The sequence below is a fragment of the Streptomyces sp. NPDC047525 genome (assembly GCF_040643025.1).
GTDB lineage: Bacteria > Actinomycetota > Actinomycetes > Streptomycetales > Streptomycetaceae > Streptomyces > Streptomyces durmitorensis.
The window spans coordinates 205,390-230,908 of the sequence record NZ_JBEYTL010000011.1; the positions used below are offsets into that span (position 1 = coordinate 205,390).

At 71.6% G+C, this 25,519-nt stretch carries 24 protein-coding genes; 11 read left to right on the top strand and 13 right to left on the bottom strand.

Annotated elements, in window-relative coordinates; translation table 11 throughout:
* Nucleotides 1–83 precede the first annotated feature (83 nt).
* Nucleotides 84–317, top strand: coding sequence for a chaplin ChpH (gene chpH, locus ABZ833_RS30145; protein WP_249590930.1), 234 nt, complete (start codon nt 84–86; stop codon nt 315–317).
* Between the two features lie 140 nt (nt 318–457).
* On the top strand, nt 458–1,204 hold the full coding sequence (locus tag ABZ833_RS30150) for a chaplin family protein (protein WP_361052863.1): 747 nt from the start codon (nt 458–460) through the stop codon (nt 1,202–1,204).
* Between the two features lie 89 nt (nt 1,205–1,293).
* Here ABZ833_RS30150 and ABZ833_RS30155 read toward each other — a convergent pair whose 3' ends face one another.
* The gene (locus tag ABZ833_RS30155) at nt 1,294–1,482 is read right to left on the bottom strand and encodes a DUF5703 family protein (protein WP_190082655.1); all 189 of its coding nucleotides are present in this window, start codon (nt 1,480–1,482) and stop codon (nt 1,294–1,296) included.
* A 47-nt stretch (nt 1,483–1,529) separates the two neighbouring features.
* Between ABZ833_RS30155 and ABZ833_RS30160 the strand changes: the two genes are divergently transcribed.
* Complete coding sequence (locus ABZ833_RS30160) at nt 1,530–2,303, top strand: hypothetical protein (protein ID WP_361052867.1); 774 nt, start codon at nt 1,530–1,532, stop codon at nt 2,301–2,303.
* A gap of 71 nt (nt 2,304–2,374) precedes the next feature.
* On the opposite strand, the gene ABZ833_RS30165 is transcribed toward ABZ833_RS30160, so the two are convergent.
* The gene (locus ABZ833_RS30165) at nt 2,375–4,588 is read right to left on the bottom strand and encodes a helix-hairpin-helix domain-containing protein (RefSeq protein ID WP_361052870.1); all 2,214 of its coding nucleotides are present in this window, start codon (nt 4,586–4,588) and stop codon (nt 2,375–2,377) included.
* Complete coding sequence (locus tag ABZ833_RS30170) at nt 4,585–5,565, bottom strand: aldo/keto reductase (protein WP_361052873.1); 981 nt, start codon at nt 5,563–5,565, stop codon at nt 4,585–4,587. Before ABZ833_RS30170 ends, ABZ833_RS30165 begins: the two co-directional genes overlap by 4 nt.
* 163 nt (nt 5,566–5,728) lie before the next feature.
* On the opposite strand from ABZ833_RS30170, the gene ABZ833_RS30175 reads away from it, so the two are divergent.
* Complete coding sequence (locus ABZ833_RS30175) at nt 5,729–6,778, top strand: LLM class F420-dependent oxidoreductase (protein ID WP_361052876.1); 1,050 nt, start codon at nt 5,729–5,731, stop codon at nt 6,776–6,778.
* Between the two features lie 226 nt (nt 6,779–7,004).
* Entirely contained in the window at nt 7,005–7,793 is a 789-nt protein-coding gene (locus ABZ833_RS30180) for a ferritin-like domain-containing protein (protein WP_361052879.1), read from the top strand.
* 24 nt (nt 7,794–7,817) lie between these two features.
* On the opposite strand, the gene corA is transcribed toward ABZ833_RS30180, so the two are convergent.
* A complete protein-coding gene (gene corA, locus ABZ833_RS30185) occupies nt 7,818–8,825 on the bottom strand; it encodes a magnesium/cobalt transporter CorA (protein WP_361052881.1) in 1,008 nt (335 codons plus the stop codon).
* A gap of 53 nt (nt 8,826–8,878) precedes the next feature.
* On the opposite strand from corA, the gene ABZ833_RS30190 reads away from it, so the two are divergent.
* The 5 genes from ABZ833_RS30190 to ABZ833_RS30210 all read left to right on the top strand — a co-directional run bounded on the left by ABZ833_RS30190 (nt 8,879) and on the right by ABZ833_RS30210 (nt 15,604).
* Nucleotides 8,879–9,565: a histidine phosphatase family protein gene (locus ABZ833_RS30190; RefSeq protein WP_361052884.1), complete on the top strand. Its 687-nt coding sequence runs from the start codon at nt 8,879–8,881 to the stop codon at nt 9,563–9,565.
* Between the two features lie 81 nt (nt 9,566–9,646).
* Nucleotides 9,647–10,237: a DUF3090 domain-containing protein gene (locus tag ABZ833_RS30195; RefSeq protein ID WP_249590938.1), complete on the top strand. Its 591-nt coding sequence runs from the start codon at nt 9,647–9,649 to the stop codon at nt 10,235–10,237.
* Nucleotides 10,201–11,067 (top strand): SCO1664 family protein, encoded by an 867-nt coding sequence (locus ABZ833_RS30200; RefSeq protein WP_361052887.1) that lies wholly within the window; start codon nt 10,201–10,203, stop codon nt 11,065–11,067. Before ABZ833_RS30195 ends, ABZ833_RS30200 begins: the two co-directional genes overlap by 37 nt.
* A gap of 142 nt (nt 11,068–11,209) precedes the next feature.
* Nucleotides 11,210–12,439: a cysteine--1-D-myo-inosityl 2-amino-2-deoxy-alpha-D-glucopyranoside ligase gene (mshC, locus tag ABZ833_RS30205; protein ID WP_361052890.1), complete on the top strand. Its 1,230-nt coding sequence runs from the start codon at nt 11,210–11,212 to the stop codon at nt 12,437–12,439.
* Between the two features lie 102 nt (nt 12,440–12,541).
* Complete coding sequence (locus ABZ833_RS30210; protein WP_361052893.1) at nt 12,542–15,604, top strand: NPCBM/NEW2 domain-containing protein; 3,063 nt, start codon at nt 12,542–12,544, stop codon at nt 15,602–15,604.
* Between the two features lie 74 nt (nt 15,605–15,678).
* Here ABZ833_RS30210 and ABZ833_RS30215 read toward each other — a convergent pair whose 3' ends face one another.
* The 4 genes from ABZ833_RS30215 to ABZ833_RS30230 form a co-directional block, all read right to left on the bottom strand.
* Complete coding sequence (locus ABZ833_RS30215; protein WP_361052896.1) at nt 15,679–16,200, bottom strand: hypothetical protein; 522 nt, start codon at nt 16,198–16,200, stop codon at nt 15,679–15,681.
* A gap of 70 nt (nt 16,201–16,270) precedes the next feature.
* Nucleotides 16,271–18,031, bottom strand: a complete 1,761-nt coding sequence (locus ABZ833_RS30220) for a S8 family serine peptidase (protein WP_361052899.1) — start codon at nt 18,029–18,031, stop codon at nt 16,271–16,273.
* Between the two features lie 250 nt (nt 18,032–18,281).
* Nucleotides 18,282–19,355, bottom strand: a complete 1,074-nt coding sequence (locus ABZ833_RS30225; protein ID WP_361052902.1) for a PAC2 family protein — start codon at nt 19,353–19,355, stop codon at nt 18,282–18,284.
* Between the two features lie 140 nt (nt 19,356–19,495).
* Nucleotides 19,496–20,167: a FadR/GntR family transcriptional regulator gene (locus tag ABZ833_RS30230; RefSeq protein ID WP_249590945.1), complete on the bottom strand. Its 672-nt coding sequence runs from the start codon at nt 20,165–20,167 to the stop codon at nt 19,496–19,498.
* Between the two features lie 167 nt (nt 20,168–20,334).
* On the opposite strand from ABZ833_RS30230, the gene ABZ833_RS30235 reads away from it, so the two are divergent.
* Nucleotides 20,335–20,877, top strand: a complete 543-nt coding sequence (locus ABZ833_RS30235) for a MarR family transcriptional regulator (protein ID WP_249590946.1) — start codon at nt 20,335–20,337, stop codon at nt 20,875–20,877.
* Here ABZ833_RS30235 and ABZ833_RS30240 read toward each other — a convergent pair.
* Genes ABZ833_RS30240 through ABZ833_RS30260 form a run of 5 tightly spaced genes read right to left on the bottom strand, consistent with a single transcriptional unit; the run spans nt 20,859 to nt 25,516 of the window.
* Nucleotides 20,859–21,887 carry an aromatic ring-hydroxylating dioxygenase subunit alpha gene (locus ABZ833_RS30240; RefSeq protein ID WP_361052907.1) on the bottom strand — a complete coding sequence of 343 codons (1,029 nt, stop codon included), beginning with the start codon at nt 21,885–21,887 and terminating at the stop codon, nt 20,859–20,861. The two genes, ABZ833_RS30235 and ABZ833_RS30240, sit on opposite strands and share 19 nt — an antisense overlap.
* Nucleotides 21,888–21,892: 5 nt before the next feature.
* Nucleotides 21,893–22,117: a recombinase-like helix-turn-helix domain-containing protein gene (locus tag ABZ833_RS30245; protein ID WP_361052910.1), complete on the bottom strand. Its 225-nt coding sequence runs from the start codon at nt 22,115–22,117 to the stop codon at nt 21,893–21,895.
* Between the two features lie 18 nt (nt 22,118–22,135).
* Complete coding sequence (locus ABZ833_RS30250; protein ID WP_361052913.1) at nt 22,136–23,077, bottom strand: PDR/VanB family oxidoreductase; 942 nt, start codon at nt 23,075–23,077, stop codon at nt 22,136–22,138.
* A gap of 16 nt (nt 23,078–23,093) precedes the next feature.
* Nucleotides 23,094–24,719: a thiamine pyrophosphate-binding protein gene (locus tag ABZ833_RS30255; RefSeq protein ID WP_361052916.1), complete on the bottom strand. Its 1,626-nt coding sequence runs from the start codon at nt 24,717–24,719 to the stop codon at nt 23,094–23,096.
* Nucleotides 24,720–24,730: 11 nt separating this feature from the next.
* Complete coding sequence (locus ABZ833_RS30260; RefSeq protein WP_361052919.1) at nt 24,731–25,516, bottom strand: SDR family oxidoreductase; 786 nt, start codon at nt 25,514–25,516, stop codon at nt 24,731–24,733.
* Nucleotides 25,517–25,519: the final 3 nt, after the last annotated feature.

Consider the following 25,519-nt stretch of genomic DNA (forward strand, 5'->3'; position numbering starts at 1 on the left):
ATAGGCTCGTAGCCCCGTCACTTCCTCCTCGTTACAGGTGGTGCGGTCCGCGGCTGGGATCGCATTGCCAACAAGGAGGAATAATGATCAAGAAGGTCGTCGCTGCTGCGGCTGCCACTGGTGGTCTCGTGCTCGCGGGTGCGGGTATCGCTGCTGCCGACGCCGGTGCCCAGGGTGCCGCCGTGAAGTCTCCCGGTGTGCTCTCGGGCAATGTCGTTCAGGCGCCCATCCACGTGCCGGTGAACGTCTGTGGCAACACGGTCTCCGTGATCGGGCTGCTGAACCCCGCCTTCGGCAACACCTGCGTCAACAAGTGACGTTGTCGTGTCTCACCCCATGAGGGTCTGAGTCTGTCGGCCCCGGAGTGCGCGCCATGCACTCCGGGGCTTTCGGGCATTCCGCGCACGCGCCTCAAGGAGCGTGCGCATTCCTGAAGGTCATAAGGCAGGGAAAACCTATGCGACAGGTCACTCGTAAAGGCCTGATCACGGTGGCGGCCGCGACGGGCGTGCTCGCCATCAGCGGTGGATACGCGCACGCCGACTCGGGCGCCCGTGGGGGTGCGTCGGATTCCCCGGGTGTGCTGTCCGGCAACTCGGTCCAGCTCCCGGTGCACGTGCCGGTGAACGTCTGCGGCAACAGCGTCAACGTCGTCGGGGTGCTCAACCCCGCGGCGGGCAACAACTGCGCCAACACCTCCGACGAGGGTGGCAGCGGCACGAGCAAGCCTCCGGGCGGCGGGGCCGCCGCGGAGGGGCACAGCAGTGACTCACCCGGTGTCGCCTCGGGCAACGACGTGCAGCTGCCGGTCGACGTGCCGGTCAACGTCTGCGGCAACAGCGTCACCATCGGTGGTCTCGGCAACGCGACCACCGGCAACGAGTGCGCCAACGACTCGGGTGAGGTGACCCCGCCGGGCAGCGAGAAGCCGCCCACGAAGCCGGAGCAGCCGCCGGGCGGGCCGCAGGACCCGCAGACGCCTGAGAAGCCCGACCGGCCGGGGAAGCCCGGCACGCCGGGTGAGGAGCCGGAGGACCGGGCCGTGCCGAACCAGCCGGGGACGCAGACCATCACGCAGCCGAAGGGCTCGGAGACGCTCGCATCGACGGGCAGCGAGCTGCCGGTCGGCGTCGTGCTGCCGGTGGGCGCGGGCATGCTACTCGCGGGAACGGTGCTGTACCGCAGGGCGCGGTCGGCCGCCTGATCCAGGGCGGCACGCCGCCGCTCGATCCCGTGCACGGAATGGAGGGTGCCCCGCCTGATCGGGGCACCCTCCATTCCTGCTTTCTCACTTCACCAAGTGGCCCGCAGCTGGCGGATGATCCGCCGCTTCAGCCGCACTCTGCGGCTGCCGTCTGCGTGCAGGCTCAGGCGGTCCAACTCCCAGTGTCCGTACTCTGCGTGGTCCGTCAGCAGGCGCGTTGCTTCCTTGCGGGTGACCCCGCGCGGCACATACACGTCGACAAATTCGTATTCCGGCATCGCATCTATTGTGCAAGTACAGGCCCGGTACGGATAGCGTCTGCACTATGTCTGATGCTGCGCAGCCCACCGCTGCCGAGGTACGCGCCGCCGCCGAGGCGGTCAAGACCGCGCTCGACCGTCACCTTGCCGCGGTCGAACGCAGGTCGGGTGAGGACGACCCGGCCGTCTACGAAGCGTTCAACGAGCTGGCCGCCGCGGCCGAGGAGTACGACGAGCTTCTCTACGACCGCTACGACGAGGTCACCCCCTTCGAGATCCCCGGTTCGGACAGCGATGTGCTGCCGCCCTACCAGGGCCCGGAGGAGGCGAACGCACTGAGCGTGCTGATCCGCAGGGACTACGCCGTCGCGGAGCCGCAGCGGCTCCTCGCGCAGGCCCAGCGGGTCGCGGACCTCGACGCGGACACGGCGGACGGGAGTCCTGCCGCCGCGGCCGCGGGCAGCAGCGTGCACGCCGCTCTCGGAGTCCTCTTCGGGGAGTTCGAACCGGACGAAATCGCCTCCCGGCACAAGGAGTTCGGCCTGGAGGAGGGCGACTCCACACTCTGGGTCACCGCGGCGGACGAGCCCGCCGAACCGGGGGAGTGGCTCGACGCCCCCTTCGACCAGGCGGACCCGCACCGGGTCGTGTGCCGGTTCGACGTCAGCGCGGTCTTCGACGACGACCCGGACGACGACGGCGTCGACGCCGACGTCCATGTCCGCGTCGATCCCGACGCCGTGGCGGTCCTTGAGGAGCTCGACGACATCGACGACGGGGACGAGGGGGACGCGCTCGACGTCGACGACGACAGAAGCCCCCTCGACGCGGATCGCTGACCCCTCAGGAGTCCGGGCGCCGGTGGCCGTGACGGCCACCGGCGCCCGGAGACGCGGGACGCACCCTCCGCTCAGGACGTGGCGGGGACCTGCGGGCGCAGGAGGGTCTGGAGGCGCGTCGTGCGGGCCTTCGGGGGGATCTCCGCCACCGCGCGCGGCAACGCCTGCTCCGCGCCCTGGACCACCGACAGGTGCCGCTCACCGCGGCTGAACGCGGTGTAGACCCACGGCCTGCTCAGGGCCGCCGTCGCGTCGCCCGGCAGCACCACGACCGCCGCGGGCCAGCTCAGGCCCACGGCCTGGTGTGCGGTGAGCGCCCAGGCGTGCCGCACGGTCTGCTCCACCTGCTCCTTCGGTACGACGACGGGGGCGCCGTCACACTCCAGGTGCAGCCCCTCCGCGTCGGCCCGCAGGACGCGGCCCAGCGTCGTGCGGCCGGGTGCCGGGACGTGGGCGACGCGGTCGCCAGGGTCGAAGCCGCCGAACCGGCCGGGGCCGGGGTTCAGCCGCTCCTTGAGCGCGGTGTTCAACGCGCGCGTGCCCGCGGCGCCGCCATGCCCGGGAGTGATGACCTGGGTGTCCTCCGTGGGCACCCCGATCGCCCGGGGCACCGAGTCCGCCACGAGCTGCACCGTGCGGTGGACCGCCTCGCCCGCGTCGCGCACGGGGACGATCACGACTTCCTTGCCCGGCGCCTCGACCTGGTTCAGCTCGCCGATGCCGATGCCGGAGACCAGCTCCCCGATGGGGCCGGGGTCCGGGACGCGCGAGACGACCTGCGGGCAGCAGCGCGCCGCGAGGAGATCCGCGAAGACCCGTCCGGGGCCCGCCGACCACAGCACTCCCGGGTCGCCGCTCAGCACCAGACGGGCGCCGTCCGGCAGGGACTCCACCAGCATCGCGGCGCTCTCCACGTCCAGCTGCGGTGCGTCGAGGACCACCAGGAGGTCGAGCGCGAGCGCTCCGTCCCTGTCCCGTCCGGGGCCCTCTGCGCCCGAGAGCAGCCCCGCCACGGTCGCGGTGCCCGCCTCGTCCGAGCCCGCGAGCCCGGCGAGGCGGCGCCGTCCCGCGGAGCTGTGCGTGGCCGCCCACGCCCGCAGGCCGAGACCCGCCGCGGCCGCCACCAGCGCTGCGGGCTCGGCGCGTGCCGCCTCGCCGCCGGTGTGCAGCACGAGGCCGTGACCGGCCGCCGCACGGATCAGCTCGGCGGTGGAACCGGATGCCTCGCCCGCCGCGGACTCCCAGTCGGCGGACTGCGGGCCCGAACCCTCTTCCTTGGGCAGGGAGTTGATCACGCGGGCGAGCCCGTCGGCGAGGCTCTCCTCCGCGAGTGCGTACTGCTCGAGGCCGACCAGGACGCGGACCGGCTGCGCGGCCTCCTCGCCCTCGTCCTCGCCCTCGTCCTGCGCGGGGGCCGGGACCCCGGGTGTCTCGATGGCGTCCTGGAAGACCAGGATGTCGCCCTCCGCGATGGCGTCCTGCACCGCCGCGTCCGGATCGGGCACGGCACGCTGCCCGAGCGCCGCGGTGAGCGCCGCCGCGTCCAGGGCCGTGTGCCCGGCGACGGCCGCCTGCTCCAGGAGCCAGGCGGTGATCGCGCGCCCCCTGCGCTCGTCGTCGGGCCCGCACTCCGCGCCGAGCAGCGCCCGCGCGAATCCGTCGGCCTGCTCCGTGCGCACGCCGCTGACCCGCAGCAACTGCCAGGGGTCCGAACGGAGTTGAGCATCGGCGCCTTCGCCGAGCGCCGCCGCCGTCCGCGCGGCGAGGTCGGCGGGCGCCCCTCCGTCGGCGAGCACGGCACGGACCGCTGCCACGGCGTCGTCCCCGGGGCCCGAGGGCGCCGCGGCGACGGGCTGCGGGCGCCGTGCCGGTTCGGGCGCGGCCTTGCGCGGTGCGGGCTCGGGCTCGCGGAAGGCACTGGCGGCCGGCTGCTCGCCGCTCTCCACCGCGCGCACGGCGGCCAGCAGATCGGCCGCCTTGCCGCTGAGCTTGGTCCCGGCGTCGACCGGCCCCTGCTTGGCGGCCTTCCGCTCGGCGATCCGCTCCAGGAGCTCCCGCTGGGCGGCGATCTCCGCCTCGGTCTCCGAGAGCTCCTTGCTTTCGGCGGTGTCGGTGTCGGCGGTGTCAGCGGTGGCGTCGGCAGCAGCGTCGGAAGACGTGTCAGCGCCGGCGTCAGGGCCGTCGGAGCTGTCCGCGTCCGTGGCTTCCGGAGCCCCCGCCCCGGTCTCCTGTGCGGCAGCGGCCTCCGCTTCCTCCGCGGCAGCGGTTTCCGGCTCCGTACTCACAGCGTGCTCCAGTCCTGATCGGGGTAGCGGTGCACGGGCGCCGACACGTCGTCGAGCGCCTGGCAGATCTCGTCAGGAAGACTAAGGGTCTCCACTGACAATGCGGCCGTGAGCTGCTGCGCGTTGCGCGCGCCGACGATCGGCGCGGTCACTCCGGGGCGGTCGCGCACCCAGGCGAGGGCGACTTGGAGGGGCGTGGCCGCGAGGCCGTCCGCCGCCGTGGCGACCGCGTCGACGATGCGGCTCGCGGTGTCGTCCAGGTAGGGCGCGACGAACGGCGCCAGATGCTCGGAGCCGCCGCGCGAGTCGGCAGGGGTGGAGTGGCGGTACTTCCCGGTGAGCACGCCGCGGCCGAGCGGCGACGAGGGCAGCAGGCCCACGCCCAGGTCCCTCGCCGCGGGCAGCAGCTCCCGCTCGACGCCGCGCTGCAGCAGGGAGTACTCCATCTGCGTACTGGCCAGGCGCGTGCGTGTCCCCGGGGCCGCGAGCTGCCACGTCGCCGCCTTGGCGAGCTGCCAGCCGGAGAAGTTCGAGATGCCCGCATAGCGCGCCCGGCCGCTGCTCACGGCGATGTCCAGGGCCTGGAGCGTCTCGTCCAGGGGTGTGGAGGGGTCGAAGGCGTGCAGCTGCCACAGGTCCACGTACTCCGTCCCCAGGCGGGCCAGGGACGCGTCGAGCGCGGAGAGGAGGTGGCCCCGCGAGCCGTCGAAGCGCCGGTCGGGGTCGGGCACGCTGCCCGCCTTGGTCGCGATGACCAGATCACGGCGCGGCACGAGCCGTTCTATGAGTCGGCCGAGCAGATACTCGGCCTCCCCGTCGCCGTACACATCGGCCGTGTCGACGAGGCTGCCTCCGGCTTCCCAGAACACCTTCAGCAGATCGGCGGCGTCGCTCTCCTGGGTGTGCCCCCAGGTGAGGGTGCCGAGTCCGATCCGGGACACGCGAAGGCCGGTACGGCCGAGATGCCTCTGCTCCATGGGCGCTGAGATTACTGGCCGTGCTCCAGCGGCGTGAGGGGCTGTGGACAAACCTGTGCCTGTGGAGAACCCGGCCACCCGTCCGCCCACCGCTGACGGCGTGCGGGGCCACGCGCTACAGTCCCCGGCACAGGACGTTACTGCTCAGTAAGGGGATTCGGCCATGCAGCTCGGGATCAACCTCGGCTACTGGGGCGCGGGGATGGACGCGGACAACCTCGCCGTCGCCAAGGAGGCCGACAAGCTCGGCTACGCGGTCTGCTGGGCCGCGGAGGCCTACGGCTCGGACGCCGCGACGGTGCTGTCCTGGGTGGCCGCGCAGACCGAACGCATCGACATCGGATCCGCGATCTTCCAGATCCCGGCCCGGCAGCCCGCGATGACCGCCATGACGGCCGCCACGCTCGACTCGCTCTCCGGCGGCCGCTTCCGTCTGGGCCTCGGCGTCTCGGGACCGCAGGTCTCCGAGGGCTGGTACGGCGTCAAGTTCGACAAGCCGCTGGCGCGCACCCGCGAGTACGTCGAGATCGTCCGCAAGGCGATGACGCGCGAGCGCCTCAGCTACGAGGGCGAGCACTGGACGCTCCCGCTGCCGGGCGGTCCGGGCAAGCCCATCAAGCTCACCGTCCACCCGCAGCGCGAGCACATCCCGCTGTACGTCGCCGCGATCGGCCCCAAGAACCTGGTGCAGACCGGCGAGATCGCCGACGGCGCCCTGCTGATCTTCCCCTCCGCCGAGCACCTGGAGGACACCGCGATCCGCCACCTGCGCGCGGGGCGCGAGAAGGCGGGCAAGACGATGGAGGGCTTCGACGTCGTCCCGACGGTGCCGCTCGCGGTGGGCGACGACGTCAGCGCCCTCGCGGACATGTTCCGTCCGTACACCGCCCTCTACGTGGGCGGCATGGGCAGCCGCAAGCAGAACTTCTACAACCAGCTCGCCCAGCGCATGGGATACGAGAAGGAAGCCGCCGAGATCCAGGACAAGTACCTGTCCGGCGACAAGGAGGGCGCCGCGGCGGCGGTGCCGCGCGAGCTGATCGACTCGACCACGCTGCTCGGCTCCGTGGACCGCATCGCCGAGCGGATGCAGGCCTACGCGGCTGCCGGGGTCACCACGCTCACGCTGGCGCCCGCCGGCTTCACGCTGGAGGAGCGGATCACGGCCCTGCGCGCGGGCACGCAGGCGCTGGAGCGCGCTGGACTGGCGTAACACCCGGGGGAGAGAAGTTCTGCGGCCGTGGTGGGGGCTCGGGGGTCTTCCCCGCCACGGCCGTCACGGAGCACAACGCGCCGTGCGGCCCCTCGGTTACGGCCCCGTCCGGGGTCAGCTGTCCTTCGTTTGGCGGAGCTGTCCCCGACAGCTGTTGCCACACCTGCGCCACGGCATTTGACTTGTTCTTTGCGGAGTTCACGCGGAGGGCATGGAGGTGCCAGTGATGCTTTCGGCCAGGAGTGTCTTCGAGGAGATCCTCGACAACGACGAATCATTCCGGCTCTTCTGTTCCATCGCTGCCAGCGGGGAGTCGCAGGGAGGCTGGGAGAACGGCCGTATCGCGGCGCTCCTCCCGGAGAGCCAGCGCGCCCTCACCTCCAAGGTCGCCCGGCACGGCGCCGACGAGGACAAGCACGGGCGGATCTTCAACGCCCTGCTGAAGAAGCGTGGCCTCGAGCCCGTCCCGGTCCCGCCGGAGACCGACTACACCATGCTCCTGGAGCGGCAGGGGATCGGCCTGACGCACGAGAAGCTGCGCCGTGAGGAGCCGCTGACCGAGCGGGACGTCGTCGTCTACCTCTCCCACAGCCGCGTCACCGAACAGCGGGCCGCCGACCAGATGGACATGCTGGTCACGTACTTCGGGGACCACCCCGAAGTCGGCAAGGCCATCAAGATGATCTGCCACGACGAGGACAACCACCTGGCGTACTGCCACGAGGAGTTGCTGCGCCTGGCGGCCGCGGGCCATGGGCGCACGATCCTGGAGACCCTGCACGAGTGCGCCCGTGCCGAGACGCGCGTGTACCGGGACGTGAGCCTCGCCGTGATGGGCCACATGGGGCGCGTCCTGGGCTGGCCGAAGCCCAAGTCCATGGCGCTCGCCTCGGGCGTGCACGCCATCTACGCGTACGAACGGCTGGGAGGCTGGCGGCGGATGGTGTCCCTGGAGATGCCCGAGCGTCGCGACGCACTCGGCGGGCCCGCCCTGCCGGCGACCGGCTTCGCCTGACCGGGCCGCCCGCCACGACAGGCCCTAGAGCCAGCCGCGGCGCTTGAACAGCCGGTAGAGGAAGAACTCGAGCGCGACCATCAGCAGGATCACGGCCGGATAGGACCACACCCAGTGCAGCTCGGGCATGTGGTCGAAGTTCATTCCGTAGATCCCGGCGATCATCGTCGGGACCGCGGCCATGGCGGCCCACGCCGAGATCTTCCGCATGTCGTCGTTCTGCCGGACGCTCATCTGCGCCAGATGCGCGGAGAGGATGTCGGACACCAGTCGGTCGAGGCTGTCCACCCAGTCGTTCACGCGCGTCAGATGGTCGCTGACGTCCCGGAAGAACGGCTGTGCCGTGTCCTTCACGAACGGCACGTCGGGCGCGAAAGGGCCCGCTCCGGAGAGGCGCATCATGGGCATCGCCAACGGTCCCGTGGCCCGCCGGAACTCGACGATCTGGCGCTTGAACCGGTAGATCCGGGACGCCGTGTTGCGGCTGCCCCCGCTGTCCGGCGAGAAGACCTCCGCCTCCAGCTCCTCCAGGTCGGTCTGCAGCTCGCCCGCGACGTCCAGGTAGTGGTCGACCGTGGCGTCCGCGACCGCGTACAGGACGGAGGTCGGACCGTGCTTGAGCATCTCGGGCTCCGCCTCCATGCGATGGCGTACGACACCGAGAGGCGAGCCCTCGCCGTGCCGGACCGTCACCACGAAGGCGTCGCCGATGAAGACCATGACCTCGCCCGACGACACGGCGTCGCTGTCCGCCTCGTACACGACCGGCTTGAGGACCACGAAGAGGGAGTCGTCGAACACCTCGAGCTTGGGCCGCTGATGCGCCTTCAAGGCGTCCTCCACCGCCAGCGGATGCAGCCCGAACTCCCTGCTGACCTCGTCGAACTCGGCCTCCGTCGGTTCGTGGAGGCCCACCCAGACGAAGGCGTCCCCCGCCGCACGGGCATCGCCGAGGGCGTCCGAGAAGTCCGCCTCGCACTCGGTCCGGCGCCCGTCCCTGTACATCGCGCAGTCCACGATCACGGAGCGCATTCTTCCGAACCTCTGCTCGGAGCGCACCCCGTCGGCGGCTTAGGCTGGCCCGCATGCCCACGCTGATCCTCGTCCGGCACGGACGATCCACCGCCAACACCGCGGGTCTGCTCGCCGGGTGGACCCCCGGCGTGGCCCTGGACGAGCGCGGCGCCGCACAGGCCGCGGCGCTCCCCGGACGCCTCGCGGACCTGCCGCTCGCCGAAGTCGTGACCAGCCCGCTCCAGCGCTGCCAGGAGACCGTCGCACCGCTGCTCGCCGCGCGGCCGGGCCTGAGGGCGCACACCGAGGACCGCATCGGGGAGTGCGACTACGGCGACTGGTCGGGCCGCAAGCTGGCCGAGCTGTCCGACGAACCGCTGATGGAGGTCGTACAGCAGCATCCGTCGGCGGCCGCCTTCCCGGGCGGCGAGTCGATGCGGGCCATGCAGACACGGGCGGCCGAGGCGGTACGCGAGTGGAACGCGCGCGTGGAGCGCGAGCACGGCGCGGACGCCGTGTACCTGATGTGCTCGCACGGCGACATCATCAAGTCCCTTGTCGCGGACGCCATCGGACTGCACCTGGACCTCTTCCAGCGCATCTCCGTGGAGCCCTGCTCCGTCACCGCCATCCGTTTCACACGCCTGCGGCCCTTCCTCGTACGCCTGGGGGACACCGGCGACTTCGGGTCGCTCGCTCCGCGCGTGGAGCCGTCGGGCAGCGACGCGGCGGTGGGCGGCGACGCGGGAGCACCGTGATCGTCGCCCGCAGTAGGGTGCAGTCGTCGCGCCGAACTGGCGCAAATGAGCAATCGCAGTCGATCCCAATGGAGACAGGACGTGTCGCGTCAGGTGTTCCTCTACGACCCGCCGGAACGCTTCGTGGCCGGAACGGTCGGGCTCCCCGGACGGCGTACCTTCTTCCTCCAGGCCTCCGCCGGAGTCCGGGTGACCAGTGTCGCCCTGGAGAAGACCCAGGTGGCAGCCCTCGCCGAACGCATGGAAGAGCTCCTCGACGAGGTCGTGCGCCGCAGCGGCGGCAATACCCCCGTGCCCGCCGTCGCACCCGACGAGGTCAGTGACAGCGCCCCCCTGGACTCGCCCGTCGAGGAGGAGTTCCGCGTCGGCACGATGGCGCTCGCCTGGGACGGCGACGAGGAGCGGATGATCGTCGAGGCGCAGGCTCTGGTCGAGCTGGACGCCGAGTCCGACGAGGATCTGGCGGAGGCCGAGGAAAGGCTTCTGCAGGACGAGGAGAACGGGCCGCCGATGCTGCGCGTCCGGCTCACCGGGGCGCAGGCGCGCGCGTTCGCCAAGCGCGCCCTCGACGTCGTGAACGCGGGGCGGCCGCCGTGTCCGCTGTGCAGCCTCCCGCTCGACCCGGAAGGACATGTATGCCCGCGGCAGAACGGGTACCGGCGGGGCGCGTGAGCTCCTGCGGGGTGGACACCTCCGACGGCGTCGTGGACCTGCTCACCCGGGGTGAGCTGACCGTGCGCGGGCGGATCCGTGAGGCGTCGAACGCGGTGCTCTACTGCTCCGTCTCGTACGAGGGGCAGGAGGCCACCTGCGTCTACAAGCCCGTCGCCGGGGAGCGGCCCCTGTGGGATTTCCCCGACGGGACGCTCGCGCAGCGGGAGGTGGCCGCGTACGAGGTCTCCGAGGCGACCGGGTGGGGCCTCGTCCCGCCGACCGTGCTGCGGGACGAGCCGCACGGCGAGGGCATGTGCCAGCTGTGGATCGAGGGCTCGGACACGGACCCGGAGTCCTCCGAGGACGGCGGGGAGCTGCTGGCCCTCGTCGAGGGCGCGGAGCCCGGTGACGGCTGGAAGGCGATCGGCTTCGCCGACGTGGGGGAGGGGCGGACGGCGCTTCTCGTGCACGCGGACGATGAGCGGCTGCGGCGGCTCGCGGTGCTTGACGCCGTGATCAACAACGCGGATCGCAAGGGTGGGCATCTGCTGACCGATGGCGGGCGCCTGTACGGGATCGACCACGGGGTCACGTTCCATGCCGAGGACAAGCTGCGGACGCTGTTGTGGGGGTGGGCGGGGGAGCCGCTGACCACCGAGGCGGTGGGGGTTCTCGAGTCCCTGCGGGACGGGCTTGCCGGGGAGGCGCCGCTGGGCCTGCGGCTGGGGAAGCTGATCACCGGGGCTGAGGTGGACGCACTGCGTGCGCGGGTCGCTGCGTTGCTGGCTTCCGGGAAGCATCCCGTGCCCAGCGGGGAGTGGCCTGCCATTCCGTGGCCGCCGGTCTAGTCGGATACCTGCGGCTTCGGCGCCACAACGGGTAGCGGAGCGGTGGTACGAGCCTGCCCGCAGGCGAATTCAAGCCGGTCCGAGGCGCCCACGCCAGGCCCCCCACTCGTATACGGACGCTCCGTCCGGTTAGGCTCATGTCATGCATGCCTGGCCCGCTTCTGAGGTCCCCGCCCTGCCTGGCAAGGGCCGCGACCTCCGGATCCACGACACCGCGACCGGTGGTCTTGTCACCCTTGACCCCGGTCCCGTCGCCCGTATCTACGTCTGCGGCATCACTCCGTACGACGCCACCCACATGGGTCACGCGGCGACCTACAACGCGTTCGACCTCGTGCAGCGCGTGTGGCTCGACAACAAGCGGCAGGTTCATTACGTCCAGAACGTGACCGACGTGGACGACCCGCTCCTCGAACGCGCCATCCGCGACGGCAAGGACTGGGTGGAGCTCGCCGAGGGCGAGACCGCCCTGTTCCGCGAGGACATGACCGCCCTGCGACTGCTCCCGCCGCAGCACTACATCGGAGCCGTCGAGGCGATACCCGGCATCGTGCCGCTCGTCGAACGGCTCCGCGACATGGGCGCCGCCTATGAGCTGGAGGGGGACGTCTACTTCTCCGTGGAGTCCGACCCCCACTTCGGTGAGGTGTCCGGACTCGACGCCGCCGCGATGAAGCTGCTCTCCGCCGAGCGCGGCGGCGACCCGGACCGTCCGGGCAAGAAGGACCCGCTCGACCCGATGCTCTGGATGGCCGCCCGCGAGGGCGAGCCCAGCTGGGACGGTGCCTCGCTCGGCCGTGGCCGCCCCGGCTGGCACATCGAGTGTGTGGCCATCGCCCTCGACCACCTGGGGATGGGCTTCGACGTGCAGGGCGGGGGCTCGGATCTCGCCTTCCCGCACCACGAGATGGGCGCGTCGCACGCCCAGGCGCTCACCGGTGAGCACCCGTTCGCCAAGGCGTACGTGCACGCCGGCATGGTCGCCCTGGACGGCGCGAAGATGTCCAAGTCCAAGGGCAACCTCGTGTTCGTGTCGAAGCTGAGGCGGGACGGGACCGACCCGGCCGCCATCCGCCTCGCGCTGCTCGCCCACCACTACCGCGCCGACTGGGAGTGGACCGACTCCGTCCTGACCGAGGCCGTGGAGCGGCTCGGCCGGTGGCGTGCCGCGGTCTCGCGCCCCGACGGACCCTCCGCCGACGCCCTTGTCGAGGAGATCCGCGAGGCCCTGGCCAACGACCTGGACGCACCGGCCGCGCTCGCCGCCGTCGACGCGTGGGCCGCCCGCCAGGACGCCGAAGGCGGCACGGAAGAGGGCGCCCCCGGCGTCGTGTCCCGTGCGGTCGACGCGCTGCTCGGGGTCGCGCTGTAGGACTCGTCAGCCGGGCCGCCGCCGGATCTCCGTTCCAGGAGTCCAGCAGCGGCTCGGCAAAGTCCATGGCCTTTGCACCCTCCGGGGCGCTAGACACCGGCCATGAGATCACCCACTCGCTTCAGACGGGCGGCTGTCGCAGCCGCCCTGCTCGGCCTCCTCGCGGTGTTCGCCGGTCCCGGTGGCGGCGCCGCGCAGGCCGCCGACGACTCCGCGACCACGGTCGGGGACGTCACGGACTTCGCCGCCGAAGGTTCCGTCTACCGCCTCACCGCGGGCAAGGCCGTGGCCCGCGTCAGTTTCGTGTCGACGGAGACCTTCCGGCTCGAACTCGCCCCCGGGGGCGACTTCACCGACCCGACGGGCAAGGACATCGTCCTGCCGCAGGGGGACCCGCCGCGCACCAAGTGGTCCGACAAGGGCGACCGCTACGAACTGAGCACCTCCCAGGTGACGCTGCGCGCCTACAAGTCGCCGCTGCGCTTCGCCCTGTACCGCGCCGACGGCACCCAGGTCTGGGCCGAGTCCAAGGGCCTGAGCTGGACCAAGGACGCCACCACGCAGAGCCTGGCCCGCGGCGCCGACGAGCAGTACTACGGCGCCGGGATGCAGAACGGGCGCGGCAACACCTCGCACCGCGGCAAGAAGGTGGAGGTGAGCGTCGACTACAACTGGGACGACGGCGGCCACCCCAACTCCGTGCCGTTCTACCTGTCTTCGAAGGGCTACGGCGTCTTCCGGAACACGTACGCACCCAACACCTATGACTTCGCCGAGCCGGTGACGGCGACCGCGAAGGAACAGCGCTTCGACGCCTACTACTTCGCCGGACGCGGCGGCGATGCGGCCAAGGACGTCATAGGGCAGTACACGAAGCTCACCGGGAAGCCCTTCCTGCCGCCCGTCTACGGGCTGGAGATCGGCGACGCCGACTGCTACCTCCACAACGCCAACCAGGGAGAACGGCACACCCTGGACTCCCTGAAGGTCGCCGACGAGTACCTCAAGCACGACATGCCCAATGGCTGGATGCTCGTCAACGACGGCTACGGCTGCGGCTACGAAGACCTCGCCGAGACCGCCAAGGGCCTTCAGGACCGCGACATGCAGCTCGGCCTGTGGACCGAGGACGGCATCGACCAGATCGCCGACCAGGTCAAGGCGGGCCAGCGCGTCGCCAAGCTCGACGTCGCCTGGGTCGGCGACGGCTACAAGAAGGCGCTCGACGGCTGCAAGGACGCGTACAAGGGCATCGAGGACAACAGCGACGCCCGTGGCTTCACCTGGGCCCCCGAGAGCTGGTCGGGCGCCCAGCGCTGCGGAGTGCAGTGGTCCGGCGACCAGAGCGGCAGCTGGGAGTACATCCGCTGGCAGATCCCCACGTACGCGGGCGCGACCATGTCCGGCATGGCCTACACGACCGGTGACGTGGACGGCATCTTCGGGGGCAGCGCCAAGACGTACGCGCGCGATCTGCAGTGGAAGTCGTTCCTGCCGGTCACGATGACGATGGACGGCTGGGCCGCCGAGGACAAGCAGCCCTTCCGCCACGGAGAGCCCTACACCTCTATCAACCGCAAGTACCTGAAGCTGCACGAAGCATTGCTGCCCTACCTCTACTCGCACGGTCACGAGGCGACGAAGACGGGCGTCGGCGCCGTGCGCCCGCTGGCCCTCGAATACCCCGACGACCCGAAGGCCGCCACCGACGCCGCCAAGTACGAGTTCCTGACGGGCGAGGACTTCCTCGTCGCGCCCGTCTACAAGGACACGACCGTCCGGGACGACATCTATCTGCCCAAGGGGACGTGGACCGACTACTGGAGCGGCCGCACCTATCAGGGGCCGACGACCGTCGACGGATACAGCGCGCCTCTCGACACCCTGCCGCTCTTCGTCAAGGGCGGTGCCACCGTGCCGATGTGGCCCGGCGGCATCAGGTCCTACAAGGACCGGACGGCCGACTCGCCGCTCGCCTGGGACATCTACCCGCAGGGCAAGTCCTCCTTCGAGCTGTACGAGGACGACGGCGAGACCCGGCAGCACCGCGAGGGCAAGTACGCCACCCAGCGAGCCGACGTCGAAGCGCCCCGCTCCGGCGCGGGCGACGTGCGGGTGCGGATCGGCGCGAGCAAGGGGGAGTTCAGCGGCAAGCAGACCAAGCGGCCCTACGCCTTCACGCTGCACACCGGTGACGCGCCGAGCCGCGTCGAGTTGGGCGGCGACAGGCTGCCGCGGCTCGCGTCGAAGGAGGCGTACGAGAAGGCGGCGCAGGGCTGGTTCTACGACCGGGACGACCGGGGTGGTGTCGTCAAGGTGAAGACGGCGGCACTGCGCACCGACCGGTCCTTCGAGCTGGAACTCGAAGACACCAGTGCGGTCGGCGGCGCCGTGCCCGGCGCGAGCGCCGCGCTGAGCGCCCCCGCGGGGCAGGAACTCGGCGCGGGAGCGGCGGGCAAGGTCGCCGTCGACGTCACGGCGGGGACGCGGGACGCCACCGGCGTCGACGTCACCCTGGACGTGCCGAAGGGCTGGACGGCGGGCACCGCCCACGCCGACCGCGTCGAGGCGGGGACCACGCGCCGCGTCGAGGTCGCCGTCACCCCGCCCAAGGACGCCGACCCCGGCGAACAGCCGCTGACGGCGACGGCGCGCCACCGCTCGGCGGGCCAGGACCGGACCGCCACCCAGCGGATCGCGGTCGCCGTCATGCCACCGGCGCCGACGGCCGACACCTGGGTGAGCGACATGGTGTGGCTGAAGTCCGCCAACGGCTACGGCCCCGCCGAACGCGACCGCAGCAACGGGGAGTCGGGCGCCGAGGACGGCCACACGCTGACCCTCGCCGGGAAGACGTACGAGAAGGGGCTCGGCACCCACGCCGACTCCGCCATCGAGGTCTACACCGGCGGGAAGTGCGCGCGATTCACCGCTGACGCGGGCATCGACGACGAGATCAACGGCTACGGAGAGGTGGCCTTCTCCGTGGAGGCCGACGGCAAGGTGCTGTGGACCTCGCCCAAGGTGACGGGCGCCTCGGCGACCGTGCCGGTGGACGTCGACGTGAGCGGGGCGCGGCACGTGGAGCTGAAGGTGACCGACACCAACGGCTCCAAGAGCGGGGACCACGGGGACTGGGCGGCGGCGAAGTTCAGCTGCGCGTAGGCCGGTCACCGGCAGGGAGCGGCGCCGGGCGGGAAGGACTCCGCCCGGCGCCGCGGTCCGTCACCGGCCCCGCGTCACTTCGTCGTGATCACGATGGCCACGAGATAGGACGGGTTGGTCGCGTCGTAGTAGCCGATCACCTGCTGACCGAAGGCGAAGGCCTCCTGCACCGCGTCGTGGGTCTGCTGACTCGGGTTGATGAACGCCTTCCAGCCGTTCTCGATCATCAGGTAGAGGACCGGCGACTGGCCCGGCATGGGCTGGACGACGTCCCAGAACGACGTGGCGATGTTCGACGCGACCGCCTGGGTGGAGATCTCCGGGGCCTGCGCCTGCGGGACGCCGTCCTGGCCGAGCTGCTGGAGCAGCTGCTGGTAGGGCTGCTGCTGGCCCAGCTGCTGCAGCTGCTGCTGCGGGCCGAAGTGCTGGGATCCGTGCCGTTGCGGCGGCGCGGTGCTCGGGCCCTGCTGCTGTCCCTGCTGCTGGCCTTGTTGCTGGCCCTGCTGGGGCCCGAACTGCTGCTGGCCGTACTGCTGCTGGGGTCCGTACTGCCTGCCTTGCTGCTCCATGGGGCTCATGTGCGGGGTGGTGCTCATGCGATTGCCACCTTCCCTCAATGGTTGGGGTGCTTCACGCGGTGCTCCACGCGGTGCATCGAGCGGTCCTTCAGCCCGCGACGACCAGGCCGACGACCTCGTCGTCCGAGAACCAGACGCGTACGTCGGGGTGCCCGCCCGCGAACGCGGCGTGCACCGCCTGGCGGATGTCGGGGGACGGGTCGTTCAGGTTGCGCCACTCCCCGGCGACGAACAGCCTCAGGCGTGGCGGGAGTTCGGGGGGATAGGGGAGCAGTTCGTCCCAGTAGCGCTCGGCACGGCCCGAGCCGACCGCCGACGGCAGCAGGTTCGTGACCGCCGCCTTGATGTCGGGGCGGTTGCCGATCCGCTGCGAGGCCGGGCGCCCCGGAGCGTCCTGCTGCGGCGAGCCCGTCGAGCGCAGCACCGCACGCGCGCGGGCCGGCGTCATCAGCTGCTGGCCCGCGGCCTTCAGCATGCCCTGCAGGCAGGCCAGGGCCCCGACGACGACCGGCGAGGCGGACGAGGTGCCGGAGAACGTGTCGGTGTACCAGGCGATCTCCTCGGTGCCGCCCTGCAGATCGCCCGGCTGGTTCCAGGAGCCGCCGGTCGTGGTGGTCTCGCGGCCCCAGCCCTGCGCGTCCACGCGGGCGCCGTAGTTCGAGAAGCCCAGGCGCGAGCGGTCCGGGCCGTGATCGCGGCCGTGCGTGCCGGGCGGCGGTGCGCCCGCGCCGACCAGGACGGCGCCCGAAGGACGGTTGGAGGGGTTGAAGGGGTTGCGCCACCACTCGGGGAACTCGTCGGGCCTGCGCTCGTACACCGCGTCGTCCAGGGACTCCGCGCCGTTGCCCGCCGCGGCCACGACGACGACGCCCTTCGCGGAGGCGTACCGGATCGCCGCGTAGTCGTCCGGCCACCACTCAAGGGCGATGTAGCCCCGCTGGTCGTCGCGCGGCTCGAAGTCGAACCGCGGTCCCGGCCGGTGCAGTTCGATCAGCACGATGTCGCCGGGACCGAGCCGCTCCGCCGCCGCGTGGATCGTGGCCGCGGTGCCCAGCGGCTGGAAGGACGCCGCCGCGGTCATGGCCTCGGGCGCGATGCCGGTGATGCCCACGTAGGTGCGGTCGCCGCCGATCACGCCGATCACCGCGGTGCCGTGGTTGCGCCAGGCCACGTCCTGGACGGGGGTGCCGACGACCACGCCGGCGAGCTTGCCGGTCAGGTCCTCGTGACCCAGCTGCCAGGCGCCTTCGATGTCGATCACCGTGACGCCCTCGCCCGAGCCGCCGAGCCGCTGCCATGCCCACTGGGCGTCGACGCCTTCGGGCGCCGGGCGCAGATAGCCCTGGCGGCCGGTGAAGTCGGGGGTGACGGGCGCGCCTTCCTTGCGGCGCCCGGACTCGCCGACGTCCGGAGCCCGGTCCGTCGAGCCGATCGCCGCGGGTACGGCGCCCGGCTTGACGTACGCCGTGTCGATGCCCGGCAGCGCCGCCATCCGTGAGCGCAGCTCCTGCGCCCTGCTCTCGCCGCCGCGCACGCGGTAGAAGAGCGCCAGGTCAGGCACGTCGTTGCCGTCGTCCGATTCGATGTGCCGGCGGTCCGCCGAGCGGAGGCGCTCCTCGTTGCCGAACAGCGGCTCCAGGGTGAGCTGTTCATCGCCGAGGAACATGTTCAGGGCCGACACGTCGGAGCCCGCCGCCGAGCGGACGCCCTCGGCCTGGGCCCGGAGCCGGGCCTCGGGCCGTGCGACGACGATCAGCTCCTGCTCGGACGCGCGGTAGGTGAATCCCGCCCCGTCGGGTCCGGGGCCGCCGGCTCCCGGGCCACCTGCCGGCTCTACCTGGTCGGTCATCGCTTCACCGCTCCCTTCGATCCTGCGGGTGCCGTGCTGTGCGCTGTGGCCGCGCATTCCGGGGCACACCCTGCTACCGCCGCGCGCAGCCGTCCACCCCCTTTGCCCCAACTGCGTTTGAAATCAAGGGGATCGGGGAAGCCCCTGCAATTCGTCCGGAAGGCGATGTCACGCCTCAATCCGGCCATGGACCGAACGAAAAGGGGCGGCACCCTGTCGGATGCCGCCCCGTGTCGCTTCTGTGCCCTGGTCAGTCCTCGGAGGAATCAGCGGGTCCGGATTCGCCGCTGCTCTCCTCGTCCGGTCCCGCACCCGGGCCCGTGCCTGAACCCGTGCCTGAACCCGATGCCGGTCCCGGCCCTGTCTCCGGTTCCGGACGCGGCTGCGGCTTGGGCGGCCGTGTGCGCTCGCCGGAGCTGTCGCGCAGATACGGGCCGGCGTCGCCGCCCTCCGTGGCGTGGCCGCCGGGCTGCGGCGGGCCGCCGCCGTCGCGCCGCCGCAGATAGCGCTCGAACTCGCGGGCGATCGCTTCACCGGTCGCCTCGGGCAGCTCGGCCGTGTCCCTGGCCTCTTCGAGGGACTGGACGTACTCGGCGACCTCGCTGTCCTCGGCCGCGAGCTGGTCCACGCCCACCTGCCAGGCCCGCGCGTCCTCGGCCAGGTCGCCCAGCGGGATCCGCAGGCCGATGAGGTCTTCGAGGCGGTTCAGGAGCGCCAGCGTGGCCTTCGGGTTCGGCGGCTGCGAGACGTAGTGCGGGACGGCCGCCCACAGGCTCACCGCGGGGACGCCCGCGTGCGTGCACGCCTCCTGGAGGATGCCGACGATGCCCGTCGGGCCCTCGTACTTCGTCTCCTCCAGGTCCATGGTGCGGGCCAGGTCCGGGTCGGAGGTGACGCCGCTGACAGGGACGGGCCGGGTGTGCGGGGTGTCGCCGAGCAGTGCGCCCAGGATCACCACCAGCTCCACGCCGAGCTCGTGGGCGAAGCCCAGGATCTCGTTGCAGAACGACCGCCAGCGCATCGACGGCTCGATCCCGCGGACCAGCACGAGGTCACGGGGCTTGTCGCCGCCCACGCGGATCACCGAGAGCCGGGTCGTCGGCCAAGTGATCTTGCGGACGCCGCCTTCCAGGAAGACCGTGGGGCGGTTGACCTGGAAGTCGTAGTAGTCCTCGGCGTCCAGCGCCGCGAAGACCTCGCCCTTCCACTCCTTGTCGAGATGCGCGACCGCGGTGGAGGCGGCGTCGCCGGCGTCGTTCCAGCCCTCGAACGCGGCCACCATGACCGGGTCGACCAGCTCGGGTACCCCCTCGAGCTCGATCACCCAGGCCTCCTTCCGACGTCCTTTACGTACGCCCCAACCTTACGGCGTCCGGCGGGGCCCTCCGCAGCCCCCTTGCAGGGGCTTCGATGAACGGATCACTGCCCCGCGGGAGGCCTCCGCACTCCCGCCGCGCGCGTGCTTCACAGCGTCGAGCGCAGCCACTGCTCCACGCTCGCGATGTGCACGGTCGCCCACGACCTGGCCGCCTCGGCGTCGCGGTCGCGCAGCGCGGTGAGGATGGCGCGGTGCTCGTGCAGGGTGCGGCTGACGGCGTCCTCCTGGGTGAGGCCGCGCCAGATGCGGGCCCGGGTGGTGGGTCCGGAGAGGCCGTCGAGGAGCGAGCAGAGCACCGAGTTGCCGGACGACTGCACGATGCCGCGGTGGAACTCCAGGTCGCAGGCGACCAGCTCCTCCACCGAAGGTGCCGCCCCCAGGGCATCCAACTGCGAGGTCAGCACGTCGAGTTCGGCCTCGGTGATGTGGACGCTGGCCATCGCGGTGGCGGCGGGTTCCAGGATGCGGCGCACGGCGAGGAACTCCAGGACCGTGTCGTCACGGTGGAAGTCGACGACGAAGCTCAGGGCTTCGAGGAGGAGCTGCGGGTCCAGGCTCGTGACGTACGTGCCGTCGCCCTGACGTACGTCGAGGATGCGGATCAGCGAGAGGGCGCGCACGGCCTCGCGCAGAGAGTTGCGTGAAAGGCCCAGGTCAGCGGCGAGTTCACTCTCTTTGGGCAGCCGGTCGCCGGGGCGCAGCGCACCGGAGACGATCATGCCCTTGATCTTTTCGATGGCTTCGTCGGTGACAGCCATGGGGACCTCGCCTCACAAGACAGAAGACATCCGATGTATCGGACGATTATGGCGTGTCCCTGGGCTGTTGCGCACGTGGGTCCGGCGAATACGTACTTCTCTCAGGGCTAAGATTTCCGTTACTGACCGAACAGACCGCGGGACGGGCGAGAGGGAGGCTACGGCACATGGCCGGGAAGAAGTCGGCGGGGGCCCAGCGGGACGCGGTCGCATCGATCATCGAGGACTGGGCGAGAGAGCGGCCGGAGCTCGACACCTCGCCCCTTGAGGTCCTCGCGCGGCTGCACCGGACCTTCCTGCGCTACAACACCAGGCTCACCACGGCGATCGAGCGGCACGGCCTGGCGGTCGCGGGCTTCGACGTGCTGACCGCGCTGCGCAGGGCCGGGGCGCCCTACCGGCTCACGGCGGGCCAGCTCGCCGACTCCGGTCTCGTCTCGTCGGCCGGGGTCACGCTGCGCATCGACCGCCTGGAGAAGGACGGCCTGATCGTGCGCGAGCGCGACGCCGAGGACCGCCGCGTCGTCTACTCACGGCTCACCGACACGGGCCTCGCCAAGATCGACGAGGTGTTCGCCGAGCATCTCGACAACGAACGCCGGATGCTCGACGGACTCTCCCCGGCCGAGTGCCGCCAGCTGGCCCGTCTGATGTCCAAGCTGGAGCGGTCCATCACCGACTCCGACGAACCTCACGAAGCAGAGGCCTGAGCCTGTGCCTCCGCGCGGTACATCCGGCGCAGCCGGACCACACCCAGGTCGTGCTGGTAGAGGTTCTCGCGCTGGTCGGCGTCGGCGGGCATCGCCTCCAGCATCACCCGGTCCTGTTCGAGGACCTGCCAGTGGCGCTCCTCGATGAGCGTCTTGTAGAGGAAGCGCCAGGTGTCGCGCTGCCAGCCCTGCACGCGGCGGTAGCGCCAGAAGAAGACGCCGGTGCGGTTCTCGTCGACCGGGCAGACCATGCCGACGATCCCGAACGGGCCGCCGGGGCCCGCCGACGGGGGGTACGGGATGGTGAGGTCCACCCAGTCCACGCCGGTGCGGCACAGCTCCACCCAGTCGAAGTTGACGCCCCGCTGGTCGGTCTTCTCGAAGAAGTAGCCGCGGTCCGTCTCCCGGATGCGGAACTTGGCGGTGGTGTCGCCGTCGTACATCGTGTGCGACTCGTGATGCAGGAACGCGCCGTGCATCGGGTCGAGGAGGTTCTCCACCGCGAAGCGCCACGGGCCGTTCCACTCCGCGTAGCAGAGGATCGCGTCGACGTCCGGATCGGTGAGCGGCTCGGGGAGCGTCAGTTCGGCCGGCTCCGGGTGTTTCTCGTCGCCGAAGTACGCGAGGACCGCGCCGCCGATCTCCCGCACGGGCAGCGACGTGACGAGCTTCTTGCCCTCCAGACTGCAGCCGGGCAGTCCCGGTACGGAGGAGACGGTGCCGTCGGTCTCGACCTCCACGCCGTGGTACCAGCAGGCCACCCGGTCACCGAGGTGTTTGCCCAGCGACAGGGGCGCGCCCCGGTGCGGACAGCGGTCGGCGAGCATCGACAGGGCGCCGTCCGAGCGGCGGAAGAGCAGCCACTGCTCGCCGAGCGCGGTGACCTTGCGCATGGCGCCGGGGGCGACGAAGTCCGAGGGGACGACGGGGTGCCACTGGTTGCGCAGCCCGGTGGCGTAGATGTGGTCGGCGGAAGCGGCGAGGCCGACGCGGGGGGTCATGGTGGTCATCGGGGTCACGCTCCCAGTCGGTTCATCTCGGCACGGAAGGACTCTTCGGTCCACGGGGCGCCGTCGGGCGCGTGGACCTGGCGGGTGTTCAAGCCGCGTATGACATCGGCGAGTTCATGGCCGTCCTTGGTGAAGACCTCTTCGAGGGTGGCGGCGAGCTTGAACTCGTAGGGGGTCGGTTCGTGCGTCCGGGACTGGTGGATGTCCAGGTACGGCCAGGTGGTGGTCACTGTTGCCTCCGGGAGGAATTACAGGTCGAGGACGAGAGAGCCGGACGCGCACCGCGAGACGCAGATCATCATCGAGGTGTTCGCGGCGTGCTCGGCCTCGCTGAGCAGGAAGTCGCGGTGGTCGGGCGTGCCGTCGAGCACGCGGGTCTCGCAGCTGCCGCAGATGCCTTCCTGGCAGGAGCTGCTGACGCTCAGGCCCGCGGCCTCGGCGGCCCGCAGGATGGACGTGTCGGCGCCGACGGTGAGGGTCAGGCCGGAGGTGCGGCACTCCACCTCGAAGGAGGATTCGTCGCCCGTCCGCTCCACGACGGGCGCGGCGAACCGCTCCACGCGCAGCCGGTCCGCCGGGCAGACGGCCTCCACCGCGGCGAGCAACGGCTCGGGGCCGCAGCAGTACACGAGCGTGCCGTCCGGCAGCCCGTCGAGCGTCGCGGCGAGGTCGATGTGCCCGTGCTCGTCCTGCGGTACGACGGTCAAGTCGCCGTCCAGAGCGGCCAGTTCCTCGGTGAACGCCATCGAGCCCCGATTGCGCCCGCCGTACACCATGCGCCAGTCGGCCCCGCGCCGCGCGGCCTCGCGGGCCATCGCGAGGAGGGGTGTGACACCGATGCCGCCCGCGATGAACAGGTAGCCGGGCGCGTCCTCCAGTGCGAAGTGGTTGCGCGGCTCGGACGCGGTGACCGTCTGGCCGGGCCGCAGCGTGGTGTGCACGTGCCGCGAACCACCGCGCGAAGAGGCCTCGTTGAGGACACCGATGCGGTACGCCGATGCGTTCCGCGGGTCGCCGCAGAGGCTGTACTGGCGTACGTGGCCGCCCGTGTGCAGGTCGAGGTGTGCGCCGGGGGTCCAGGCGGGCAGCGGCTTGCCGTCCGCGTGGGCGAGCTCGACGGAGAGGACTCCGTCCGCCTCCCACGTCATGCGGCGCACCAGCAGGGTCAGTTCGCTCTCGTTCTCGCTCATGTGGGGTCGGTCCTCCTCACTGGCCGGGGATCTTGACGGGCGGGGTGAACGGGTTCTTCATCGGCCCGAGGCGGGCCAGGTCGACCTCGACGAGGGTCGGCCCGTCGGAGGCGACGGCGTGGCGGATCACGGGGGTCGCGTGCTCCTCGGCGGCGATCCGCGCGTAGGCCAACCCGCAGGCGTGGGCGAGGAGTTCGAAGTCGGGCGTGGCGAGGTCCACGCCGGAGCGGCGCTCGCTGTAGCGGTCCTGCATGTTGCGGAGCACTCCGTACCCGCCGTCGTTGAAGACGATCAGGGTCAGCCGTGGCCGCTCCTGGGCGAGCGTGAGCAGTTCCCCCAGGTGGACGGCGAGTCCGCCGTCCCCCGCGAGGACGACGGTGGGCGCGTCGGGCCGCGCGAGCGCGGAGCCGATGCCCATGCCGAGCCCCTGTCCGATGCCGCCACCGCGCGGGAAGACGTTGTCGCGGGGGTCGTACATCTCCAGGAGCCGGTTGCCCCAGCTGCTGGACGGGATGGTCACGTCGCGGGCGACGACCGCCTCGCGGGGCAGCGCGGCACGGATGGCGTCGCAGATCGCGGCCTGCGGGCCGATGTTGTCGTGCAGCGTGGCGCGGACGTCCTCGCGGACGGCGGCGACACGTCGTGTCCAGCCCTCGTCGGCCCGCCGCGCGTGCGGCAGCAGCGCCGCGAGCACGTCGGGCGCGTGGCCGTGCAGGGCGTGCCGCGCCGGGTACACGCGGCCGAGCGCGGCGGCGTCGATGTCGACCTGGATGTGCGCCTCGGGGAGCGCGAGTCCGTAGTCGGCGGTCTCGTTGGACCGGAAGTGCGTGCCGACGGTCAGCAGGACGTCGGCGTCGGCGAGGAGGGCGCGGGCGGCCGGGGTGGTGGCGAAGTTCCCGATGACCTGCGGGTGGTCCTCGGGCACCGCGCCACGGCCGGAGTTGGAGGTGAGCAGGCCCGCGCCGGTGGCGTGGAGCAGCTCGGCGAGCTCGGCGCCGGCGCGGGTGGCGCCGCCGCCCGCCCAGACGAGGGGGCGCTCGGCGGAGGCCAACAGGGCTCGGGCCGCAGCGAGTTCACGCTCGGCGGGGACGGGAAGCTCCGCCTCGGGGGCTTCGAGCACGGGGTCCGTCTGGGCCGCGTACTGCAGATCCACCGGCCACTCCACGCTCGCCGGGCCGCCCGGGTCCTTCAGTGCCGCCCGCGCCGCCTCGCGCAGGATCCGGCCCGCCGATGCGGTGGACGTCACCGTCTCCGCGTACGTGGAGACCGCCCTGAGCATGCCCAGCTGGTCCTTGGTCTCGTGGATGAAGCCCCAGCCGCTGCCCAGGAACTCGGCTTCCACCTGGCCCGTGACGTGCAGGACGGACGTGCCCGCGCTCAGCGCCTCGACCAGGGAACCGGCCGCGTTGCCTGCGCCCGTGCCCGTCGAGGTGAGCGCGCAGCCGAGGGAGCCGCGCGCCCGGCCATAGGCGTCGGCGGCGTTCACGGCGGTCGCCTCGTGGCGTACCGGCACGAAGCGCAGCTCCCGGTCGACGGCCTCGACCAGCGGCAGATTGTGCACGCTGACGATCCCGAAGACCGTGTCGATGCCGAGTTCACGCAGGACGGCGACGAGGAGATCGCCTCCGGTGGGGTAGTGCATGGGTGAGCTCCTCAGAGGATGCCGCGGCCGACGCCGCCGCAGACGTCGATGCTGGTGCCGGTGGTGTACGAGGCCCGGGGCGAGAGCAGCGCGACGATCGCGTACGCGACCTCGTCCGCGCGGCCGAGCCGGCCAAGCGCGATGCCGCGGTCCGCCGCGAGCTCCGCCTGCCAGTCCTCGTAGCTGAGTCCGGAGTCGGCCGCCGCGTGGCGGCGGGTCCACTGGCCGGTGTCGATCAGGCCCAGGCAGACCGAGTTGACGCGGATGCCCTGCGGGGCGAGCTCCGTGGCCAGGGACTTGGAGAGGTTGAGGATGCCCGCGCGGGCCGCGCTCGTGGTGATGAGGCGGGGCTCGGGCTGCTTGGCGAGGACCGCGTTGACGTTGACGACGCTCGCCGCGTCCGACGCCGCCAGATGCGGCCGTGCCGCGTGCAGGGGGTTGAGGACACCGGCGAACTTCAGTTCCAGCTCGTCGCGCCAGTCCTCGGCGGTCGATTCGTCCAGGCCCTTCATGCGGGACTGCCCCGCGTTGTTGACGAGTCCGTCGAGCGAGCCGAAGGCACTGGCCGCGCGCTCGGTGAACTCCCGCACGGCGTCCGCGTCGCGCACGTCGCACACGCCTGTGAGGAGGCGGTCGCCGCCGCCGAGCCCGGCCGCGGCCTTCGCGAGGCGGTCGGCGTCACGCCCGCAGGTCGCGACGCGCGCGCCCTCGTCGAGCAGGGCGCGGACCGTGGCCAGGCCGACGCCCGAGCTGCCGCCGGTGACCAGGACGGTCCGGTCGGAGAGGCCCAGATCCATGAG

What these genes read in the sequence shown, in the direction of transcription:
- ABZ833_RS30250 (WP_361052913.1), bottom strand. Translation starts at nt 23,077, where the DNA reads ATGAGCGAGAACGAGAGCGAACTGACCCTGCTGGTGCGCCGCATGACG.
- ABZ833_RS30235 (WP_249590946.1), top strand. Translation starts at nt 20,335, where the DNA reads ATGGCCGGGAAGAAGTCGGCGGGGGCCCAGCGGGACGCGGTCGCATCG.
- ABZ833_RS30160 (WP_361052867.1), top strand. Translation starts at nt 1,530, where the DNA reads ATGTCTGATGCTGCGCAGCCCACCGCTGCCGAGGTACGCGCCGCCGCC.
- ABZ833_RS30240 (WP_361052907.1), bottom strand. Translation starts at nt 21,887, where the DNA reads ATGACCACCATGACCCCCCGCGTCGGCCTCGCCGCTTCCGCCGACCAC.
- mshC (WP_361052890.1), top strand. Translation starts at nt 11,210, where the DNA reads ATGCATGCCTGGCCCGCTTCTGAGGTCCCCGCCCTGCCTGGCAAGGGC.
- ABZ833_RS30180 (WP_361052879.1), top strand. Translation starts at nt 7,005, where the DNA reads ATGCTTTCGGCCAGGAGTGTCTTCGAGGAGATCCTCGACAACGACGAA.
- ABZ833_RS30150 (WP_361052863.1), top strand. Translation starts at nt 458, where the DNA reads ATGCGACAGGTCACTCGTAAAGGCCTGATCACGGTGGCGGCCGCGACG.
- corA (WP_361052881.1), bottom strand. Translation starts at nt 8,825, where the DNA reads ATGCGCTCCGTGATCGTGGACTGCGCGATGTACAGGGACGGGCGCCGG.
- ABZ833_RS30200 (WP_361052887.1), top strand. Translation starts at nt 10,201, where the DNA reads ATGCCCGCGGCAGAACGGGTACCGGCGGGGCGCGTGAGCTCCTGCGGG.
- ABZ833_RS30215 (WP_361052896.1), bottom strand. Translation starts at nt 16,200, where the DNA reads ATGAGCACCACCCCGCACATGAGCCCCATGGAGCAGCAAGGCAGGCAG.
- ABZ833_RS30220 (WP_361052899.1), bottom strand. Translation starts at nt 18,031, where the DNA reads ATGACCGACCAGGTAGAGCCGGCAGGTGGCCCGGGAGCCGGCGGCCCC.
- ABZ833_RS30230 (WP_249590945.1), bottom strand. Translation starts at nt 20,167, where the DNA reads ATGGCTGTCACCGACGAAGCCATCGAAAAGATCAAGGGCATGATCGTC.
- chpH (WP_249590930.1), top strand. Translation starts at nt 84, where the DNA reads ATGATCAAGAAGGTCGTCGCTGCTGCGGCTGCCACTGGTGGTCTCGTG.
- ABZ833_RS30260 (WP_361052919.1), bottom strand. Translation starts at nt 25,516, where the DNA reads ATGGATCTGGGCCTCTCCGACCGGACCGTCCTGGTCACCGGCGGCAGC.
- ABZ833_RS30255 (WP_361052916.1), bottom strand. Translation starts at nt 24,719, where the DNA reads ATGCACTACCCCACCGGAGGCGATCTCCTCGTCGCCGTCCTGCGTGAA.
- ABZ833_RS30155 (WP_190082655.1), bottom strand. Translation starts at nt 1,482, where the DNA reads ATGCCGGAATACGAATTTGTCGACGTGTATGTGCCGCGCGGGGTCACC.
- ABZ833_RS30175 (WP_361052876.1), top strand. Translation starts at nt 5,729, where the DNA reads ATGCAGCTCGGGATCAACCTCGGCTACTGGGGCGCGGGGATGGACGCG.
- ABZ833_RS30210 (WP_361052893.1), top strand. Translation starts at nt 12,542, where the DNA reads ATGAGATCACCCACTCGCTTCAGACGGGCGGCTGTCGCAGCCGCCCTG.
- ABZ833_RS30170 (WP_361052873.1), bottom strand. Translation starts at nt 5,565, where the DNA reads ATGGAGCAGAGGCATCTCGGCCGTACCGGCCTTCGCGTGTCCCGGATC.
- ABZ833_RS30190 (WP_361052884.1), top strand. Translation starts at nt 8,879, where the DNA reads ATGCCCACGCTGATCCTCGTCCGGCACGGACGATCCACCGCCAACACC.